Here is a 20,337-nt window from a genome sequence, read left to right on the forward strand (position 1 = left end):
GCGCCGCCGCGCCGTCCGCGCCCGCCGCCGCGCCGTCCGCCCCGCCGGCCTTGGCCTGCGCGCCCGCGCCGGCTTGCGCGCCGTCGCCGCCCTTGCGCACGTCCTGGGCCTCTTTCATCGATTGCATCGCGGTCTTGCCGGCGTCCTTGACGATCTCCTTCGCCTTTTCGAGGCTCTTCGTCAGGTTCTCCGCCGACGCCTTGATCGCGTCGCCCGTCGAATTCGCGGCCTCCACGACCTCCGCGGCCGCGGCCTGCGCGGCCTGCGCCGCCTGCGTGCAGGTGTCCGTCGCCTCCTTGGCGACCGCCGTCATCTTCTCCTTCGCCGCGGCAATGACGTTCTTGGCCTTCTCGCCCTCCGTCCGCACCTCGCCCATCTGCTGGTTGAGGACGTCCGTCAATGTCTTCGCCGCGCCGTCGAACCCGGCCGCGCTCATCGCGGCCGCCGCCTGCTCCGCCGCATTGTTCACGGCCTCGGCCGCATTCACGCCCGCCGTCACCGCGGCCTGCGCCGCATTCGCCGCCGACGCGATCATCCCTTCGAGGCCGCCCGACACCGCCAGATTGATCGCGCCGGCCGCGTCGAGCCCCGCGCCCGCAGGGACGATGAGCGCGAGCGAGCCCTGCACCGCGCCGAAATCGCCGCGGATGCCGCCGAGGACCCCGTACGCCGCTTTTTTGATCTCCGACAGCGTCGTCCGCGCCTTCAGGAGGATGTCGTCCTTCGTCGCATTGGCGAGCCCCTTGGCCAGCGTGATTTCACGCTCGACGGCCATCCGCGCGACCTCTTCGAGCTTGATGAGCCGCGCCGGGATGTCGTTGACGAGCGCGTTCGTCTTCTCCTCGAACGCGGCGCCGAGATCCTTGAAGCGCTGGATCGAGGTCTCCACCGTCCTGCGAATGGAGGCGACGAGCTCGAGGACCTGGGTCTCGATGAGGTCCTTCATCTCCGAGGCGAGCTGCTTGAACCGCGCCTCGGCCGCCTTGATCGCCCCCATGATGTCGGCGAGCGTCTTCTCGTAGAACGTCTTGCCCGCAAGGGCGAGCGCGTCGGCCGCGGCCTTGATCTGCTTCTTGCAGTTCTCGAGGTAATCGGGGATCTTCTTCGTGATCGCGTCGACGAGCGTCTTTTGCAGCTCCTCGAACGTCTTCTTGACCGCCTCGCCCTTGTCCTTGATGGACGACGCGATGCTCGTCGCGATCTGGACGGCCTGCATCGCGAGCTTCGGCCCGAGCGCGGCGATCTGCGCGACGACCTTGATGCCCTGCGCCTGGATCTTGGGCTTCAGCAGGGTCGCCTGCATCTCGAAGTCCTTGATCAGCTTCTCCCCTTGGGCCTTCGTCTTGGTCTCGATCTGCTTGATCGCGGCCTCGCCCTTGGCCCGGATCTTGGGGATGACCGAGGTGTCCTCGGAATAACCAGCGTTGATGAAGTCGGCGAGCGCGTCGTCGTGGCCCTTCGCGCCCTCGGCCACGAGGTCCCGGACAATCTTGTCGGCGTCGAGGTTCAAGTCGGCCTGGAGCGCCTTGATCGAGGCGTTCATCTTGCCGCCGAGCTCCTCGACCGAGCCGATGACGGACTCCTCCATGGTCTGGAGGATCTTCTTGCATTCGGTCTCGAACGTGCCGAGCAGCTCGTTCGCCGCCTTGCGGACGTCCTCGAGCGTGCCGAGGGTCAGGTCGCGGATCTGTTCGAGCAGCTTGTCGAGGAGGCGATCGAGGTCGGCCTTGATCCCCCGCACGAGCGCGAAGCCGTCGGCGAGGAGTTTGTCGACGGTGCTGGTGATCGTGAGGAGCGCCTGGTTGAGCAGCTCCGCGGTGCGCGCGACGAGCCCATGCGCGAGGTTCGAGATCTCGTCGATGGTCTTCTGGATCGCGTCATTGACCTTCGCGAGGATGTCCTGCGCGCACTGGTTGATGCGCGCGGGGACTTCGCCGATCGCGGCGCGCACGTCGCCGATCGTCTGCATGATCGTGTCGTCGGTCTGCTTGACCAGCGACTTGAGCGTCTCGCGCGCCTGCTCGATGGAGTCCTTCGTGGCACTGCGAAGCTCGTCGACGACGGCGTCGATGTTCGCCGACATCTCGATCTTGGCGCCGTCGTGATCGGGCACCTTCGCGAGCGCGGCCTCGAACTTGCCGCGCACGTCGTCGCCAATCGCCTGGATCTTGCCGTCGATCTGGCCTTCGAGATCCCCGAGCTTCTGGTCGACGGTGTCAGCCTGCGTCTTGACCGCATCGAGGACCTTCTTGGCCTGGTCCTCGCCGAGCTGTCCGATCTCGTCGATCTTGCCCTTCGCCTGGTCAGCCGCGTTTTGAATCTGATCCTGGGCCGTCTTGACGAGCGCGTCTTTTTGCGATTCGAGCTTGCCCTCGACCTCGTCGACGAGTCCGTCGAGTTTGTCCTTGGCCGTCTTGATCGCGTCCTCGCCCATCTTCTTGAGCTCGGGCGTGATCCCTTTGAGCTTGCCCTCGGTCTCCTTGATGGCCGTGTCGATGCCGGAGGAGATGCCGTTCTTGGTCTCGTAGAGGGCCTTGTTGAGCTTGAGGATCTGCTCTTCGGCCTTGCTGATGATCTGGTTCGTGGAGTCACGGACGGTAGAGACGCCCTTCGTGACCGTGACCTCGGCCTTGTCGATCTGCTCCGTGGCGAACTTCCCGAGCTTGCTCGGAATGCTCTCCGTGGCGCCCTGGCTCTCTTCTGCAGTCGTCATAAGGCCTCAGCAGAACGATATCCCGGCGCGCAGACGCTTGACAAGCATCACTCCTTGGCTTGGGCCGCCGCGCCGGGGCGCCGCCCCGGACCCCGCGGGGGCTATTCGCCCCTCGACCCGAACCAGGGCAAGCCCTGGACTCGTGGTGGAAGAACTGCGCGATGCGCAGTTCTTCCAACGGGCCGGTGCAAGACCACGGGCAGCGTTGCCAGTCGAAATGGCAACGTGGCTGTCTTGGTTGGCAGGGTCGTTCCTGGTCTTGACTCGGCCTGTTCGATGAACTGCGCGGAGCGCAGTTCATCGAGCCCGGGTCCAGCGCTTGCGCTGGTCCGGGTCCAGGGGCGGATAGCCCCGGTGGGGCCTGGGGCGAAGCCCCAGCGAGGCGCCCGCGGCTTCGCCTACGTGGCCTCGCCGAGGCCTTTCCGAATGGCCGCACGCGACAAACGTACCTCGCGCACCCTGCCGCCGTGCTTGTTCACATTCCCGAGCCAGGCGATCTGGCCGAGGAGCGCGCACGTGGCGCGGCCGAGCTCGATCCGCGGCGCCTCGCCTTCGGCCAGCACGAGGATGAGGCTGAAGTGGAAGCGTGCGCCTGCATAAAAACGGACGAGGGAGCAGAGGGGGCGGAGCGCGTCGCCGTCGGGGAGGAATCGCAGGAATTCATCGAGCTTCATGGGGCCGATGCGCAGATCGAACGTGGATTCCTGATCCCAGAAGCGCCCTCCGAGGCATGCGTTGCGGCCGAGCGCGCGGTTCTGGCCGGATCGGCCGATCGCCGTGCGATCCGTCTCCTCGATGGGGTGAAAGGCGCCCGTCAGCGGGATGGGCTCGATGGGGACGCCGAAATGCCGGCGGAGAATGGCGACCAGACCTTCGAGCGAGCGTGACTCGTTCGAGAGGTTCGCGGCGTGTTCGAGCAGGGCGCGATCCTGGACGGCGAGGCGGCCTTCGAGCGCCTGAAAGCCGAGGCCGAGGAGCGCGAAGAGGTGCCGCGCGGCGCCGTCTTTCTCGGGCGAGGAGACGCCCAGGCCGACGCGATGGCCCTTGCGGATGCGATAGGCGAACGAGACGAGACGGTGGTTGAAGATGTCGAGGAAATCGCGCGCTGCGGTGTCGCCGCGGACGGCGCGCATGTAAATCGACTCGACGATCGGCGGCGGCAGCGGGCCGAGGGCGCCGCCGAGGCCGAGGAAGTTCACTTGCATCTTCGCGGGCTCGCCCTCGCGGTGCGGCGAGCGAATGCGCGCGACGTCGGTCTCGGGGAAGGCGAGCGCGATGTTCCCGGCGAATCGCACGGACTCGCGCGAGGGATCGGAGCCCTCGCCGACGGGGACGGCGTCGCCTTCCCGAAAGCGTTCGAGGAGGGAGACGGCCTGATAAAAATCGAAGGCGTGTCCCTCGTCGAAGAGCCAGGCCTCTACAGAAGGGCTCTTTCGCCAGCCGTGGGCGGCCATCGTTTCCAGACCTCCGCGCGCGAGGCGCGCTTCAGGACGAGCTCGGTGAACGCATTGATGTGCGCCTGCAAGGCGAAGAATCGGCTCAGGACCGAGGCCAGGAGGACCGGGCTCGACCCGGCGAACTGTTCGTCCGCGAGCGTGAGCGTGATTTCGAGGCCCCGGCAATATCCCCGCCACGCGTCGCTGCCGAGGCGGCGCGTGACCACGCGGCTCGAGATTTCGAGGAGCGCGTCGATCTGGCGCTCGGCGTCGGGCGCGTCGCCGAAGACGTAGGCGCGCAGGATCTCGCGGAGCGCGGCGACGCCGGTCTTGCCGTCCGTGATCGAGAGGTGGTTCTGCGAGAGGTTCGAGACGAGCCGCCAGAGCGCTTCGCCGCCCATCGGGGCCGCGCGCTGGGGGGTCGGTTTCGTGAGACAAACGATTTTCTTGGCCGGGACGGGGCGCTCGGGGGAGAGCTGCGTGTCCTTGGCGATCTCGTTCGCGAGGTCGCGGTTCGTGCAGAGGACGCCGGCGTAGACGGTCTCCGACGGGGGACGCGCGAGCTTGAAGTCGGTGTCGACGAACGTGAGCCAGACGTCGGTGCCCGGCAGGTCCTTGCGGCCCGTGGCGACGCGGCGCGCGTGCCAGAACGCGCGGGGTCTCTCGCCCGCGCGGTGGTGCACGAAGGAGAAGAAGGGCGCGTAATCGATCTGCTTGGGCTCGCCGGGCGCCGTCGCCGCGACGCGGGTGATCGAATGGACCTCCGTGGTCCGCTCGCGGCGCGCGTCCGCGACGAGGCGATACTCGGGCCGGGTGTGATCGACGCGGATCGGCTCGGCGCTGCGCGGGAAGAGGTTGATGATCGGGGTGCAGCCGAGCTGCAACGTCGTCTTGCGGACCGCGACGCCGGCCGGCGGCTTCTGATCGAAGAGGACGAGGATCTTCGCGTTCTTGCGCGGCGGGAGCTTCGGCAGCTCGATGTCGAAGAAATGGAACTTCTCCGGGAACGCGAAATACTCCTGCACGAGGCGATGGCCGCGGTGCGCGTGCGGCGGATACGGAAGCACGTCCTCGTTCGCCTCGAAGCCGACGGGCCGGATCTTGCCGTACGCCCAGTCCTCCGAGGGTTTTTCCCCGACCACGAGGACCTGCACGGCGTGCGCCGCGAGCAGATCGTAGAGGCGCGCCGCGCCCATGCCCCCGCCCGCGATGTGGAAGCGCAGCGAGCGCATGCCGAGTTTGTCGAGCGGGAGGCCGCCCGTCGAGATCTCGATCTCCAGCGCCGCCGCCGCGTTCGTGAGCAGCCACGAGGGGACGTCGAGGTTCTCGGGCGGGACCATGCCCGCATTGACGATCTCGATCGGCCAGAGCGTGACCGGATACGCGGTGCGGAAATGACAGACCGGCCCGGTCGCCGAGGCCGCGAAGAGCGGCGTGTGCTTGTCGACCGTGTACCCGGAGCCGAGCTTGGCCTCCTTCGGGTCGATCTCGAACCCGGCAATCGCCATCGCCGGCACGGGACACGCGAGCTGCGGATAAAGGGCGCCGAGCAGCGAGGTCGTGTAAATCGGGAGCTCGGCCTCGATGTCCCGCGTGAGGCGCGCCGAGAGGAATGCAAAGGCCTCGACCAGGCGCTCGACGTGCGGATCGGACGAGGCCTGGTTCGAGGTGCCGAGGCGCGCCGCGATCTTCGGGTAGTCCTTGGCGAACTCGGCGCCGCGCTCGCGCAGATACGCGAGCTCGCGCGCGTAGAGCTCGAGCATTTCCCGATCCGGATCTCCCTTGCTCATGCGGCTCCCGGGCCCGCTTCGAGCGGCGCCTCGAACGAGAGAGGCTCACGCACCTCGTCGGTGACGAGCGTCGCCGAGAGCGCGACCACGAGGCGCGCGTGCGGCGGCGCGTCCTCGCGTCGCTTGATTTCCACGCGTACGTTCTGGAGCCTCGGCTCGTACGCCTCGATCGTCTTTTGCACGAGGCGCACGAGGCGGCGAAGCTCCTCCGGGACGAGCGCACGGCCGCCGAGCTCGAGGTCGGGCAAACCGTAATCGATGGTCGTGCGCTGCCGGGAGAGCGCCTCGTCGCCGGAGATGGGGCTGCGGGTGCCGAGGATTCGACCGAGCTCGCGGGCCACCGAGGCGCGCAGCCCGTCTCGATCGAGGGTGCAATAGGGGACCGCTTCCTGTTTTTGAGCAGGGTTCTCGTCGACCAGCCGGTCGAACAGGGGAACCCTGCCCGCGCTCGTGGATCCCCACGCTTTCGCCATTCTGTCGTTCCCCTGGGACGATGAGCCGCCCTCGGGTTAGAGCTTCTTGTTCTGCTCGTTGTCCCAGCCCGCCTCCGCCGTGCCCTTCTTGCCGGCCGGCGAAGGTTGGCCCTGCTGGGCGTACGACCACTTGATCTTGCGATAGTTGAACGTGACCGTCTCGACGGGACGACCGCCGCTGCCGCCGCTCACCGAGACGTTCGTCAAGATCACGTCCTCGAACGTGATCTTGTAATAAAGGACCATGTCGCCGTCGTTCTTGTCGGCCTGGAAGACGGTGAGCTCGGCCTTCTTGATGTTGTCGCCGCCGCTGCACTTGAGGTTCAGCGTGGGCGAGGCGATGTCGAGGAACTTGCTGAACGTGAAGTCCTGATGCACGCAGCGGCCGTGCGCGCGCGCGTTCGCCGAGGCGCCCGCCGTGAGGGGCATCGCGACGCCGTGGGCGAAGGAGAGGATCTCGATCTTGTCCTTCCCCTGGCTCGCCGTGCTCTCGCCCTTGATACCGTCAATCTCCAAAAAACTCGTTTCCATCGTGCAATCCTCCGCGTCCCCGTGGACGGTCGCCACCCGCGCGCTCCGTTCGAACGCGGGGCGGCAACATCCTGATATACCCTACACCGATTCGCGAGGCCCGTCACGCAGCCGGCGGCGGAAGATCCGCCACGAGTCGCATCGAGACCGTGAGCTCGTTCAGCTGGAAGTGCGGCTTCAAGAAAACGACGGCACGGTACGCGCCGGGTTTGCCGGGCACGTCCGTCACGTCGATCCGCGCCTCACGCAAAGGCAGCCGCGCCTTCGTGTCCTGCCCCGCGTCGTCGTTCAGGAGCACGTAGTCCGCGATCCAGTTGTTGAGGTACGACGACACGTTGTCCTTCGTCATGAAGCTGCCGATCTTGTCGCGCATCATGACCTTGATGTAATGGGCGAACCGGCTCGTCGCGAGGATGTACGGCAGCTGCGCCGACAGGCGCGCGTTCGCCGTCGCCGAGGGCAGGTTGTACACCTTGGGCTTGTTCGCGGTCGAGCCGCCGAAGAACGCGGCCTGGCCGCTGTTCTTGCGATAGCAGAGACCAATGAAGCCGAGCTCGGAGAGCTCGTTCTCGCGGCGATCGGTGATCGCCACCTCGGTCGGCGTCTTCACCGCGAGATCACCCTCGCTCGTCTTGAAGACGTGCACCGGGAGGTTCTCGACGAGGCCGCCGCCCTCGACGCCGCGGATCGCCGCGCACCAGCCATAATGCGCGAACGCGTTCGTGATCCGCTGGCCGAGCGCGTACGCCGCGTTGCCCCAGAGGAAGTTCTTGTCCTCCGCGCCGACGTTCTCCTCGTAGACGAACCCGTCCACGGGCACGCCCTTCGGGCCATACGGCAGGCGCATGAGGACGTGCGGCAGGACGAGGCCGACATAACGGCTGTCCTCGCTCTCGCGGAACTCCTTCCACTTGATGAGCTGCGTGCTCTCGAAGAGCTTCGCGAGATCACCGGGCACGCCGATCTGGCCGAAGTTCTCCATGTCGAAGAGGTGCGGGCTCGCCGCCGAGATGAAGGGCGCGTGCGCCGCCGCCGCGACCTTCGAAAGCTCGGTCAAGAGGCCGACGTCCGGGTTCGAACCGTCGAACTCGTAGTCGCCGAGGAGCAGGCCGTAGGGCGCGCCGCCGAACGTGCCGTACTCCTCCTCGTAAACCTTCTTGAAGAGCGAGCTGCGATCGAACTCGGGCGAGGCCTCGAAATCCTTGCGGAGCTCGTCCTTGCGGACGTTCATCACGCGAATCTTGAGGCGCGTGCTCGTCTCCGTGTTCATGACGAGGTAGTGCAGCCCCCGCCACCGCGACTCGAGAACCTGGAACTCGGGCGCGTGCAGGATCGCGTCGAGCTGCTTGCCGATGATCTCGTCGATCTCGTTGATGCGATCCTGAATGGCCGCGACCGCGCCGAGATCGAGGGCCCGCTGCTTGTCGTTCGGATCGCGCTCGTCGAGGATCTGCTGGCAGAACTCCCCGATGATGTCGCGCGCGTGCTTCTTCTGGACGGGGTTGTCCCCGCGGACCATCGCGCCCTCGGCGAGGATCTGATCGATGATGGAAGCGCCGTCCGCGCTCGAGGCGATGAGTTGCTTGACGCTCACTGTGTCCGGCATGTTCGTACCCTCCGCGCGGCCTAGCTCTGATCCTTGGAGACTTCCGCCGTGATCTTCTGGAGAGCATCGGAGCTCTCCATGACCTCACGCAGCGCCGCCGAGAGCTCGTCGTTGCCCTCGAGCTTGGCGAGGAGATCGTTCAGGCGCTCACGCGCGCGGAGCAGCTTGCGGAGCTCCGGGATTCGCTCGACGAGGCGCTCGGGCCGGAAATCGTCGAGGTGCGTGAACGTCAGCGGAATCCCGATCTTCCCCGTGCCCTTGATGACGTCGTCGACCGTCACCTTGATCTCGGGCTTCGTCGAGGCGAGGACGTCGTTGAAATTGTCGCGGTCGATCTCGACGAACTTGCGATCCTTCAGCTTGGGCAGCGGGTTCGCCTCGTTCCTCCCCAGGTCGCTGAGCACGCCGACCACGAACGGGATCTCTTTCTTCTCGATTGCGTTGCCCGTCTCGACGTCATAGGTGATCTGCACACGCGGCGGACGGTTCCGGTCCAGCCAGTGCTGCTTGCTCTCTGCCATCGATGGCTCCCTTCCTCGGCTCTCGCGGCGGCGCCGCGGCTTGCGAACTCTCCGAAAACCCGCCCGCGCACGGCGCGTAAGGCTGGCGCATTACCCTTTTACCGTGCCCAGGCTCGTCAACACAACACCCTCGTAGGGGCGGCCTCTCGCACCCCCCCTTTTTCCCCCCGGCGTCAATCCTCCCTCCCGCGCATCCCGAGCAAGCGCTGTATCGCCACGAGATCATCGGGGTTTCCCACGAACTCGTAGAGGAGCTGGGCGAGCGACATGTTGCCCCACTGCACCGCACGTTTGACCAGGTACGGCACAGGGCTGTGCGGTTCGGTCCGCATGAGGTACTCGGCCGCCTCGGCGAGCCGATAATAAGCGTCGGCGCGGCTCGTGATCGCAAACGAGCCGCCCGCTCCTCCCCCGGAAGGCGCCGTGAAGGCCGCGGCAGCCGCAGCCGCCGATCCGAGCGGCGGGGGGCTCGCCGCGGGCGCGCTCGCCACAGGCGCGCTCTCGCCGTTGATGCGCGCCGTATCCCGCGCGAGCAGCTCGATCTGCGTGAGGACCTCCCGCACGCGGCGGAGCGTGGGCGGGCGCGAGATCTGCGCGGCGATCGCCGCCTCGGCCGCCTCGGCCGCCATGATGGCCGTGCCCGCGTCGAGCGCGATGTCGGTCCAGCGCGTGCCCGCGCCGCCGAGCGAGATCTTGGCGAGCAGCGATTCTCGCGTGGGCCGCGCGCCCTCGCCTTCCCCGTCGGCGGGCCCGGACGCTCCGCCGAGCTCCCAATCGAGCAGCGAAAAAGCTCCGTCGCCGTCCGTGAAAGGCGTGCGGCGCAGGCGATCCGAGAGGACGTCGTCCATCCACTCGTAAAGCGCGGCGCGCGCCGCGGCGTCCGGGTCGTCAAAGGCCTCGGGGAAGAGGCCGTCCCAGAATCGCTCGCAGAGCCCGGCGACGAGGGACAAACCATGGCCGAGGCCCTTCACGCGGTAACGCCGGAGCCACGCCTCCACGAGCCAGGCCGCGATCTGGAGGTCCTTCGATTTCTTGCGCAGCGCTTCCTGGCAAAGTTTGTCCACGAGCGCGAGGTCGGAGACCTTGAGCTTCGTCTCCCATTCGCCCATCGGCAGCGAGGGATCGTCCTCGCGGCGCGCCTCGCGGACCCGATCGTACGTGCCTTCGTACCGGAGAGACGAACCACTTGGCGCATCCTCGGAGATGGGCTGGAGCAGGGTCTCCAGATCGATGAGCGGGGCCTTCGTCGACATCGAGGCTCTGTCTCCTAAAGGTTCGGGGCGATCGCCGGAAACTCGGGGTATCGGAGGAGCCGGTCCTTCTCGACGCCGGTGAGCGCGACGCGGATGAAGACACGGACGGTGCTTTCGTCGGTGCCGACGCGCTCGATGAAGCCGCCCGTGGGATCGGGCGACGATTGCACGACGAAGCCGAGCACGTGGGATCCGCCCTCGGTCTTCTGCGAGCCGTCACGCGCGGAGGACTGGTGGAACGCGATCATGCGCAGGAGCGCCCACGGGCCGCGCTCCTCGAACGTGACGGTCCGATCATTGACCAAGACATTGGGGCCCTGCGTCGGCAAGGGGACGTCGAGGCTGCTCTTCGCCCAGCGCAGATCGACGCGGACCGAGTCGTTCACGCGCCAGCTCGCCTCGGCCTTGGGGCCGTCGCGAAAGAGGCGCTCGTCCGCGAGGCGCACGGCCCACTCGGCGATGCGGTTGCCGCCGACCTCGAGGCCCGGATTGACGCGGAACTCGACCTTGACGTCGTAGATGCCGTCCTCGGCCGACTCGACCTGCGCCCACATGGGCATCATGAAGGCGCGGACGGCCTCGATCTTTTCGAGGAATCGCCCGACCTCGCCGGCCGAGGCCTTCGTGTCCTTGCCGAGGACGTAGCCGAAATCGGAGCGGAAATCGGCGGCGTCCTGGAGGAAACGCCGCACGGTCTCGGGCCGCGCGTCCTCGACGCGGATGCCCGGCTCGATCTTCACGAAGGGGAACTTGCCCGAGAGCTCGCGGTTGAACGTGCGGCGGAGCGCGGCATAACGATCACGCATCTCCTCGCCGGCGAGGACGCGGCACCGCTCGCGCAGCTCCTCGACGATGTACTTCTGCTTGCCCGCGAAGAAGCCGCCCGAGCCGTCGACGCCGGCGCGTTTGTCGAGCTCGGCGATGCAGTTCTTCGCCGTGATGAGCGGCAGGTCGGAGAGCATGAAGGTCTCCAGGTTCGAGACCCCGTTGCCCGCCTTCTTGGTCTCGTAATCCTTGAGCGGCCAGGCGACGTTCTGCCAGAGCGAGACGTTCGGGTCCCCGCTCGCGTCGGCCGCGACCTCGGGGCTCTCCATGGCCGCGAGCAGCGGCTCGGCGAGCTCCTTGTGCAGCGTGGCCGCGCGGGTGCGCTGGGCCGCGGCATACTCGGACAAACGCCCGGCGTCCGGGACGCTGAACGCCTCGAAGGCCGGCGTCGATTTGCCGTCCCACCAGGTGAAGCCGCCCTTCTTGAGGCCGTAGAGGTTCTCGGCGCGCAGGACGTCCGCCGCGCGGCCGAGGACCTCGGAGCCCTGGCCACGCAAGAGCTCGCGCAGGCGATCGCGGGCGTCGTCCATGCGCAGGCGCACGAACGCGCTGATCATCTCGCGAATGGGCGCCATCGCCTGGCCGAGGTTGCCGGCGTCGGCGCGGACGTTCTCGAACTGGCGATTGTTGTTGCCGGACAGCGGCGTGGCCGGGCGCGCGGCGCGGGCGACGGCGCCGAGGGTGTTCGCCTTGACCTGGCGGAGCGTGAGGTCCGAGATGGTGTTGCGGATGCGGGAGTCGACCGTCTTGAGGACGCCGCCCTGGAGGAAGGCCTCGTAGTCCTTGGGCAGGCGCGCGGCCTCCTTGAGGACCTCGGCGTCCCAGTCGACGCGGGATCGATCGACGTCGGGCGTGAGGGTCTTCTCCTCCTCGGCCGTCATGAACGTCTGCTGGCGGAGCGCGTCGATGGGCGCCTTGAGCCCGAGGATGAAGGGCGACAGGCGCATCAAGAGGACGCCGCCCTTGCGCTCCAGGATGGGCCCGGAGAGGGGCGCGCCCGCGCTCGCGACGTAGGTCTTGAGGTCGAGCAGGCGCGCGTCGACGCCGCCGCGCAAGGACGCCTCGACGTCGGGGCCGAGCAGGCGCGAGTTCTTGACGGTCTTGAGCAGGTTCGCGATGCCCTCGTTCGGCGGGAGCGCCTCGCCCGAGACCCAGGAGAGCGTGGGCGCGCCGAGGTGCGCTTCGACGCGCGCGATCGCGTCGCGGAGCGTCCAGAGGTCCTGCACGGTGTAGTCGGCGCCCTTCGTCTCGAGGTCCTTCAAGCTCTGCACGAGCTGCTCGACGTCGGCGCGGACGACGGCGTCGCTGTAGGCTTCGAGGACACGATCCTGCAGGCCCTTGAAGAGCGCCGTCGCCTTCTCGCGGGCCGGATCGCGGCGCGGGGCGATGTCAATGGGCTGGCGGCGCGCGCCGCGGGCGAGGGCGGTGCGGTAATAGTCGACCGCGATCGTGGGCGAGGTCTTGTAGCCGAGGAGGTAATCCGAGAGGTCGGCGACGCTCTGCATGCGCGCGTCGGGCGTGGCGTCCTTGGGCAGCTCGCCGAGCAGGCCGTCGTGGCGCGCGACGTGGGCCTCGAACGCGGTGAGCTCGCGCAGCCACGTCTCGAGCTGGATGTACTCCTGGCTCTTCTCGACGCTGAGGGGGAAAAACGCGTCGGGCGGGGGCTGCGGCGGGAGCGGGCGCAAGAGGTGCACGGCCTCCGCGTCGAGGCCGGCGCGGAAGGTGTCGACGAGGACACTCTCGAGGGCGACGACGAACGCCTGGTCGACGCGGCGGTCGAGGCGTCCCCACCAGGAGGAGGGGTTCAGCGGGGAGCGCAGGCGGCGCGGCTCTTCGATCGTCTCGAGTTTTTCGATCAGGGCCTTGGCGCGGAGCTTCTTGGCGTCGAAGCTCGCCTCGGTGCCCGGGGCCTCGCTCTTCGCCGAAAGGACGCTGCTCTGCACCTCGCGGAGGAACGGCATCAGCGCGTTCGTGTGGCGCTCGAGGCGCGAGGCGTCGATCCAGAGGGCCGCGAGGAAGGCGCCGCCGAGGCAACACGCCACGATCTGGAGCGCGAGGTTGATACGCCGGCGGCTCCGGAGCGCGGCGGCCGCGGGCTGGCCGAGGTTTCGCTCGGCGAACACTTTGTGCTCGAAGAGATCCTTCGAGAAGAGGACCTTGCCCGACGCACCCGCGGCCGCGGGCGGAGGCGCGAGCGCGGCGGGCGTGGCGCCCGGGGCCGTGAGCTGCGGGGGGCCGGGCGGATCGGCGAGGCCGCAGAAGTAGATGCCGCGCAGGGTGAGCGTGTCCTGGCCGGCGCCTTCGAGGAAGACGGGGTCGACGTAGGTGTGCAGGCCGTCGGTGAGCGACTCGATCTCGCTCGGGAAAAGGAAAAAGTCGTCGGGCGCGCGGACGGCGGAGGGGCCGGCGAAGCGCCGCGCCTGGTAACGGAGGAGCGCATCGCGGACCGTGCCGAGCGCTTCGGCGGCCCAGTCCTCGGAGCCGTCGGTGAAGGGCGGGTGCGGGCTCGACCAACCGAGGATGTCGTCGCGGCGGGTCGGCGCGACCTCCGTGCCGAGGCTGCGGAAGCCGGCGAGGCGATCGGTCTGCGTGACGATCACGTAGACCGGGACGTTCATGCCGAGGGTCTGCTGCGCCAAGGAGATGGCGGCGCGCAGGGTCGTGGCCTTGCGCTTGCGCTCGGCGGGCGTGGAGCGCGCGGTCTGCATGATCTCGGCGCACGGGACCGCGAGGAGGATGCCGTCGATGGGGCGATCGGGGTGGAGGCGCTTGAGCTCCTGGAGCAGGGCGCGATACGGCGGATCGGGCGCGGGTGTGCCGCCTTCGCCGAAGAGGAGGCGGCCGGCGACGTCGACGACGAGGGCCTTGCCGAGCATCCAGAGGTTGACGGCCGCGGTGTCGCCGGGCGCGGGATCGCCGCCCTCGGTGAGCTGGACGCTGAGGCCGGTGCCGCCGAGGAGCGTGGTTTTTCCGGACGAGGGTTCGCCGAGGACGAGGTACCGCGGCATCTCCTCGCGCGCGGTCTTGTCCTGGACCTTCTTGACGAGCGCCGCTTTGGCCTTGGCTACGGAGGCGCGGATCTCGGCGATGGGATCGGGGCTGCCGTCGCGCTTGGCGAGCTCCGCGGCCTTCTGCGCTTTTTTCTTCTGCGCGAGGACGAACGCGTAGATGCCGACGCCAACGACCGCGAGCGCGATCAGGCCGCCGAGGATCTTGAGGAGGGTGCCGACGGTCACGTGGCGTCCTCGATGCGGTCGAGCACCGTGTCGAGCTCGGCCGTGCGATAGAGCCAGAGGATCTCACCGATGATGATCCAGCCGAGGATGACGACGAGGAACGGCAGGATGCCTCGGGAGAGGGAGGGCAAACGCTTCTGGGGTGTGTCGGCCGCGGTGTACTCGTGCGCCTGGGGGCAGAGGTCTTCGCCGCGGACGATCTCGGGATCGGTGCGGGCGAGGAAGTCGACGATGCGCGCGCGGTAGGTCTCGGGCTCGCCGGTGCCGAGGGGCGCGTATCGGCCGCGGAAGCCGAGGGCGAGGGCCGTGAGGTAGACCGTGAGGAGCTGCGACGACGCCATGGTTCGTCCGTTGAGGGCGTCGTCGATGCGGTTGAAGAAACGATCCCCCGAGTCGCGGGTCTGAAAGACGATCGACTCGAGCGGTTTGTCTGCCCAGTACTCCTTGCCGAACCAGTCGAGGTGGAGGAAGACCTCGTCGGCCATGGCGATCATGATGTAGCGGGTCTCCTCGAAGAGGCGGCGCTCGTGCTCGGGGAGCGAGCTCTGGATCTTGCCGGCCTGCTGTTCGAAGGCGTCGAGGAGGCGCTGCTGGACGGCGTCGTGCGGCAGGACGCCGCCCGAGGCGACGACGACGCGCTTCTGCGTGACGACGTCCGCGTGGAAATTGCAGAACGCGTCGACGAGGACGCGGTTGTCACGCAGGGCGGCCTGCTTGGGGCCGAGGGCAGAACGTCCCGGAGAAGCAGCCATCGCGCCCCTACCCGCTCTTCACGTAGAGGACCGCCTCGGACGGGCCGCTCTGGCCCGTCGGATCGGCCGTGTTGCACAAGGTGAGCGGCTCGCCCGGGTCGAGGTAGACGCTCTGCTCTTCGAGCTCGAAGAGCAAGGTGCCGGGCGTGGCCACGAGGTCGCCGTGGCGCTCGACGCGCTTTCGGCCCGCGCCGAGGATGCGGCTCTCCTGCATGGTGCGCAGGCGCCCCGGGGCGCCGATGAGCGCGCCGTTCATCCAGTTGAGGAGCTGGTCCTCGCGCACGCCGCGCTGGGCGCGGACGGCGAGGACGACGGCGCGCGTGCGGAACTCGCGCTGGAAGAGGACGTTGTACTTGCCTTCCTTGAGGTCGAACGGGTAGGCCGTGAACGACTCGATGATGCCCTCGTCGACCATGCGGAAGATGTGATCGCGGGCATTCTCGAAGGTCGCGCGGAGGTCGTCGTGCCGGTACTTCGGCAGGAGCGGCGGCACGGGCGTGCGCGCGAGCGAGGAGATCTGGCCGACGAGGCCGGTGAGCGTGACGAACAGGGAGAACGGATGCGGGCGCTCGGAGTAGAGGACGGCCTCGAACGGAGGGAGCGCAGCGACGAGGCACTGGATCTGTCGGCGGATCTCGCCGATGAGCTCGCGATCGGTGGTGCGTGAGAGGAAGTTCGCCTTCTCGGCGAGGCGCATGGCCTTCTCGCGCAGGCGACCGGCAAGGCGTTGACACATCTCGTCGAGGGGCGAGCCCGGGGCGACGCCGAGGGTGGGCGGGATGTAGTCGGTCGCGACGAACGCCTCGCCTTCGAGGCGGACCTGCGCGATGGGCAAACAGACGAGGCGCGGCGGAGGTTCGGCCGCGACGAGGAGGCGGACGCTCGGCGCGATGCGCGGGATCTCGAGGGGATCTTCGCCGGTGTGCTCGTCGACGACGGGCGCGCCTTCAGCGGAGCGGTTGCGCGCGAGGTCGGCGGCGGAGGCGGAGACGGCGGCCTGCGCGCGCGGGACGGCGAGGAAGACGGTGGCGGGTGCGTCGCGGACGAGCGCGGCCTGGGGGCGGAGGTCGACGGAGAGGTCGTGTTTGCCCCCGGCGTGATGGACGAGGGTGCCATCGGGCATGATGGCTTCGATCTGCTGGACGCGGAGAAGGCCGCTGCCGAGCGTGCCTTCGGCGAGCTTCAGCGTGACGATGCCGTGGTGGTACGGCGAGGCTTGCTGGAGGTGATAGGCGAGCAGGCGTTCGGACCTGCGATCGGCCTCCTGGAAGTGCTGCGGCGACAGGAGCATCCCGTCGTGCCATTGAATCGCGAGCGGAATCTCGTCGGCGCGCATGTCATTCCTCCGGAGCATCGAGGGGGCTCACGACGAGGTCGTCGTCGCCGAGGTCGACCCGCATCCGGCGTTGCGGGCCAATACGAAAGCGATGATCGCCGGGCGAGCGGTAGTTTGCAAAGATGACGGCGCCGACGGCCTGGCCCGAGACCTCGACGACCATGGGCGGGGGGGCCTGGCCCGGGACGAATTCCCAATCCCACTCGGTGAACGCGGTGCCGCTCGGGAAATCCCGGCGCATCTGCTCGCGCTGCTCGTACCACTGCTTGGCGGTGAGCTTGATGATCTGGTCGAAGAGCTTCGCGTCCTGCACCGCGACGAGGGTCAGGGGGACGGGCGAATTCCGGTTCGCCTTGGCGGTGATTGCGACCTCGACGAGAAACCGAGTCGCCGGAGGCCCCGACGAGCACCCGAGGCCCAAGGGCAAGGCAAGGAGGAGCGCCGCGATCCATCGCGCCCTGCCCATCGCTCCGCCCCGAGCGTGCCTACACGAGCCCATGAGTCCCGTAAGGGTAGAGCGATCGTGCGGGACGGGTCTACAAACTCGCGAAGGCTGGCTACAGACGAGAACGGAATCGATGGGTTAGGCGGGACGGCTGTGGGATGGCCGAGGGGGGACGGGGCAGGCAGAGGGAGGATGGGCGGGACTCACGTCTCGGAGCTTGACGGGGCTTCCGATTTCGCAGCCTGGTTCTTGCGGCGGGTCTTCGCGCCCTTGAGCGCGGTCTGGGCGTTGTAGCGGATGGTCTTCTCGAAGGGGGCGAGGATGGCCTTGTCACGGGTGCGCTGGGCGGTGGATTTCGCGACGTCGACGATCTGGGCGATGGTGTTCTCGCGCTGGTGGGTCTTGAGGCGGCGGGACTCGCGGGTGGCCTCGAGCATCTTTTCGAGGATGGCCTCCTTCTGGGCGAGGGCATCGATGCTCATCGTCTCGGCGACGAACCGCTCGTAGAGCTTGGGGGAGATGCCGACGGCGTCGCCGAACGCGGCGACGGAGCCCGCGAGCTCGTCGCAGACGCCCTCGATCCCGGGCTGGACGCCACGGAAGCCCTTGGAGGCTCCAGCGGTGAGGTCGACGAGGTCGTCCTTCACGTCGGCAAGGGTCACGTCGAGGGGGCCTGCATAAGGGTGATACGTAGCAGTCGTCATCGAGCACCTCCGGTTAGGGGTGCGCGAGAGACGCCGGCGATGAATATTTCCTTCAGAGGCAGCACGATCTCGTCATGGGCGGAGGCTGAGGGCAGCCTGCGGGAGGACGAGGATGGGCTCTCGGAGCATGAGGACAGGCTCTCGGAGGCTGAGAATGGCCTGCCGCGTAGGTGATGACAGCCTACGGAAGGACGAGGACGGCCTGCTGCGTAGGTGACGACGGCCTGCGGAAGGACGAGGACGGCCTGCTGCGTAGATGAGAACGGCCTACGGAAGGACGAGGACGGCTTGCCGCGTAGATGACGACGGCCTGCGGAAGGACGAGGGCGGCCTGCCGGCTCGCTGAGGACGACCCGCTGGGTAGCTGAGGTGTGCAACCGATGCGGAGCAGGCACGTGAGCCAAAGCCCGCCGATCTCGCCGCTTGCCCTGGGGCAAGGCATGGTCATTCGAGTACGATGGCTCGTGATTCATAGGGCAACGACGAGAGCGCACGAGTGAAACCTCGCCAAGCCTCCGTGTCGACCTTCGTCGAAATGAAATAATCGCAGTCGGCGTGCTCAGGATAGCGAAGCGCAACCCCGGTCATCCGCGCGGCGAGCTTGGCGTATTCGGGATCCTCCTGCCGCACGAAGCCTCGTTTGACGCGGTTCGGGGTGAGCCACGCCCCCTGTTTGTCATCAGCCACCGGGAGGTCGAAATAGAATGCACGATAGCCATATGACTGATCGCCCTGATCTTCGAGTGGGCATCCGCTCGCGTCCGCCAACGCCGCCGCCACCGCTTCGATCGGCTGGGATGTGCTGATACCGTAAGCAGGCTCCTGCTCAGCCCGTAGCTCGTGCAGGAACGTAAGGAAGTCGGGGGCGAGGACCTTGTCGACATCGAAGCATTCCACATCAATGTACGTGATGCATGGTTCGCTCTCGCGCCCGCGCTTCCGATCGTCGAAGCAATAATGGTAGTGCCCGTCTCCGCAGAACGACACGAGGTCGTCGAGGCGGCGCGGCTTCTTGATCTTGTTCTCGCGCATGAATGCCTTCAACTCCTCCCAGTCGTGTTCGAGAATCGACGGGAAGCGCGGGCCGATGCCGGCGAGCCAGTCGAAAGGCGCGAGGCGCGAAGGGTGGTCCGACAGGCGCAAGTAGCCCCCGTTCTGTACGCGGAGCGCCGCGAGGTAGGCGGCCGGCAGCTTCACGCCGAGCTGGGCCTCGGCTTTCTCGATCGCGCGCGGCGTGAGCGTCGGCTGAAGATAGGGCAAATAGACGGGAACCTCGAAAAGACGCTCTGGTATATCGATGGACGGTGTGGTCATTGGGAGCCCTCACTATATCTGCGGGAATCGCTGAATACGTGCGGGACCGGACTGCTCGCGCGGGGTTTTCCGCGGTCTTTGACTACGATGTCATGGTCTTCCTTGCGTGGCGACCCCGCCGGTGTGGCCCGTGGCCCCATGAATGTCCCTGTGCACGAGCTGCATCGTCTTCCCGTCCTGGTGATGGTGCCACGTATGGTCTTTCGGCGTCAATTTGTAGTTCGCTGCCTGGTTCGCGCGTTTGATATCCTCACGCCTGTCCCCCGTCTGGGTGATCTTTACCTCCCTCTTCACGACCCCGGCAGCCTTGAAGTCGGGATACCCCTCGGCATCGAAGGGCACGCCGGTCTTGGGGGCCATCGCCGCCACCTCCTTGAATCGGAGGTAGCTCTTCACGGCTTTGTCCTTGTGCCCCGTCGTGCGCATCGCCTCGCCGTGGAGGAAATACGCCTGTACCTGGGGCAAGCGTGACGGCGCCTCGAGCGGCCTCATCGGGTTCGCCCTGAAGGAACGCCCTTTGCCACCGCGCGAGGACGCAGGGAGGGATGCTCGATGAATCGGATGATGTACAGCCTGATCGCTCTGCTCGCTTCGATGGTCCTGTCCTTCGGCCCGCGGGAGGCGCGCGCCGCGGCGCCGCCGAACGACGACATCCGCAACGCCACCGAAATCAGGGACTTCCCATCTCACAGGAGGCTCGATACGCGCGACGCGACGACGGCCCCGGGCGACCCGGAATGCTGGGGCTTCGTGGGACATTCAGTCTGGTTCCGCGTCACCGCGCCGACGAGCGCGAGCCTCCCGCTCACCGTGCATACGATCGGCAGCGACTTCGACACGGTGGTGTCGATTTACACGATGACGGAGGGGCGCCTCACGGAGATCCGGTGCGACGACAACGCCGTCCACCCCACGTCGGTCGCGATGTTCACCGCGGAGGCGGGGCAGACGTATTACATCATGGTCGGGTCGAGCGGCAGGGCGCCCGGCGGCGACCTGCAGCTCGGCGTCGAACGAGCCCGTGCCGCGAGCAATGACGCTCTCCGCGACGCGACCGTGATCGAGGGCTTGCCGTTCGTCGATGCCGTCGAGATGTCACGCACCACGATCAGCCTCGACGAGCCGCCCCTATGCGAGGTCTATGGCACCATCTGGTATTCGTTCACGCCCACGGAATCGGACCAGATCTTCGTCGCGGCTTTCGCCGACGCCGAGTTCGAGCCCACCATCGGATTGTACGAGCGGACGCCGTCGGGATGGGAGCTGGTCTCGCAGAGCTGCGGCTCCCAGTGGAAAGGCGGCGTGGACGCGGGTCGGACGTACGTGCTCGGCGTGGGCACACGCCGGGGCCCGAACCGGGCGGTCACGCTCGTGGTGCAATGACCCCGTTCGAACGGAAGGG

The 20,337-nt window shown here is 67.6% G+C and carries 16 protein-coding genes; 1 reads left to right on the forward strand and 15 read right to left on the reverse strand.

The features are described from left to right. The 15 genes from QHF83_RS38060 to QHF83_RS38130 form a co-directional block, all read right to left on the reverse strand. Positions 1 to 2,713, reverse strand: a 2,713-nt coding sequence (locus QHF83_RS38060) for a hypothetical protein (RefSeq protein ID WP_282422965.1), incomplete at its 3' end; no start/stop codon positions are given. A 398-nt stretch (positions 2,714 to 3,111) separates the two neighbouring features. Then, entirely contained in the window at positions 3,112 to 4,167 is a 1,056-nt protein-coding gene (gene tssG / locus QHF83_RS38065) for a type VI secretion system baseplate subunit TssG (protein ID WP_282422966.1), read from the reverse strand. Further along, complete coding sequence (gene tssF / locus QHF83_RS38070; protein WP_282422967.1) at positions 4,131 to 5,939, reverse strand: type VI secretion system baseplate subunit TssF; 1,809 nt, start codon at positions 5,937 to 5,939, stop codon at positions 4,131 to 4,133. The genes tssG and tssF overlap by 37 nt, the downstream gene beginning before the upstream one ends. Then, a complete protein-coding gene (gene tssE, locus QHF83_RS38075; protein WP_282422968.1) occupies positions 5,936 to 6,412 on the reverse strand; it encodes a type VI secretion system baseplate subunit TssE in 477 nt (158 codons plus the stop codon). Before tssE ends, tssF begins: the two co-directional genes overlap by 4 nt. Before the next feature lie 36 nt (positions 6,413 to 6,448). Then, complete coding sequence (locus QHF83_RS38080) at positions 6,449 to 6,943, reverse strand: type VI secretion system tube protein Hcp (RefSeq protein ID WP_282422969.1); 495 nt, start codon at positions 6,941 to 6,943, stop codon at positions 6,449 to 6,451. 103 nt (positions 6,944 to 7,046) lie between these two features. Beyond that, positions 7,047 to 8,549, reverse strand: coding sequence for a type VI secretion system contractile sheath large subunit (gene tssC / locus QHF83_RS38085; protein ID WP_282422970.1), 1,503 nt, complete (start codon positions 8,547 to 8,549; stop codon positions 7,047 to 7,049). A 20-nt stretch (positions 8,550 to 8,569) separates the two neighbouring features. Continuing rightward, positions 8,570 to 9,070 carry a type VI secretion system contractile sheath small subunit gene (gene tssB / locus QHF83_RS38090; protein WP_282422971.1) on the reverse strand — a complete coding sequence of 167 codons (501 nt, stop codon included), beginning with the start codon at positions 9,068 to 9,070 and terminating at the stop codon, positions 8,570 to 8,572. Between the two features lie 173 nt (positions 9,071 to 9,243). Next, positions 9,244 to 10,323, reverse strand: a complete 1,080-nt coding sequence (tssA, locus tag QHF83_RS38095; RefSeq protein ID WP_282422972.1) for a type VI secretion system protein TssA — start codon at positions 10,321 to 10,323, stop codon at positions 9,244 to 9,246. 14 nt (positions 10,324 to 10,337) lie between these two features. Then, on the reverse strand, positions 10,338 to 14,384 hold the full coding sequence (locus QHF83_RS38100) for a type VI secretion system protein (RefSeq protein ID WP_282422973.1): 4,047 nt from the start codon (positions 14,382 to 14,384) through the stop codon (positions 10,338 to 10,340). Further along, positions 14,381 to 15,136, reverse strand: coding sequence for a DotU family type IV/VI secretion system protein (locus tag QHF83_RS38105; protein ID WP_282422974.1), 756 nt, complete (start codon positions 15,134 to 15,136; stop codon positions 14,381 to 14,383). The genes QHF83_RS38100 and QHF83_RS38105 overlap by 4 nt, the downstream gene beginning before the upstream one ends. Before the next feature lie 7 nt (positions 15,137 to 15,143). Next, complete coding sequence (tssK, locus tag QHF83_RS38110; protein ID WP_282422975.1) at positions 15,144 to 16,472, reverse strand: type VI secretion system baseplate subunit TssK; 1,329 nt, start codon at positions 16,470 to 16,472, stop codon at positions 15,144 to 15,146. Position 16,473: 1 nt separating this feature from the next. Next, positions 16,474 to 16,938, reverse strand: a complete 465-nt coding sequence (locus QHF83_RS38115; protein ID WP_282422976.1) for a hypothetical protein — start codon at positions 16,936 to 16,938, stop codon at positions 16,474 to 16,476. A 182-nt stretch (positions 16,939 to 17,120) separates the two neighbouring features. Further along, a complete protein-coding gene (locus QHF83_RS38120) occupies positions 17,121 to 17,621 on the reverse strand; it encodes a hypothetical protein (RefSeq protein ID WP_282422977.1) in 501 nt (166 codons plus the stop codon). A 444-nt stretch (positions 17,622 to 18,065) separates the two neighbouring features. Beyond that, the gene (locus QHF83_RS38125; RefSeq protein ID WP_282422978.1) at positions 18,066 to 18,935 is read right to left on the reverse strand and encodes an SMI1/KNR4 family protein; all 870 of its coding nucleotides are present in this window, start codon (positions 18,933 to 18,935) and stop codon (positions 18,066 to 18,068) included. 90 nt (positions 18,936 to 19,025) lie between these two features. Further along, the gene (locus QHF83_RS38130) at positions 19,026 to 19,427 is read right to left on the reverse strand and encodes an HNH endonuclease (protein WP_282422979.1); all 402 of its coding nucleotides are present in this window, start codon (positions 19,425 to 19,427) and stop codon (positions 19,026 to 19,028) included. A gap of 60 nt (positions 19,428 to 19,487) precedes the next feature. Between QHF83_RS38130 and QHF83_RS38135 the strand changes: the two genes are divergently transcribed. Continuing rightward, a complete protein-coding gene (locus QHF83_RS38135; protein ID WP_282422980.1) occupies positions 19,488 to 20,318 on the forward strand; it encodes a hypothetical protein in 831 nt (276 codons plus the stop codon). The last annotated feature ends 19 nt before the right edge of the window (positions 20,319 to 20,337 follow it).

It is taken from the genome of Polyangium sp. 15x6 (genome assembly GCF_029960785.1).
Taxonomy (GTDB): Bacteria; Myxococcota_A; Polyangia; order Polyangiales; family Polyangiaceae; genus Polyangium.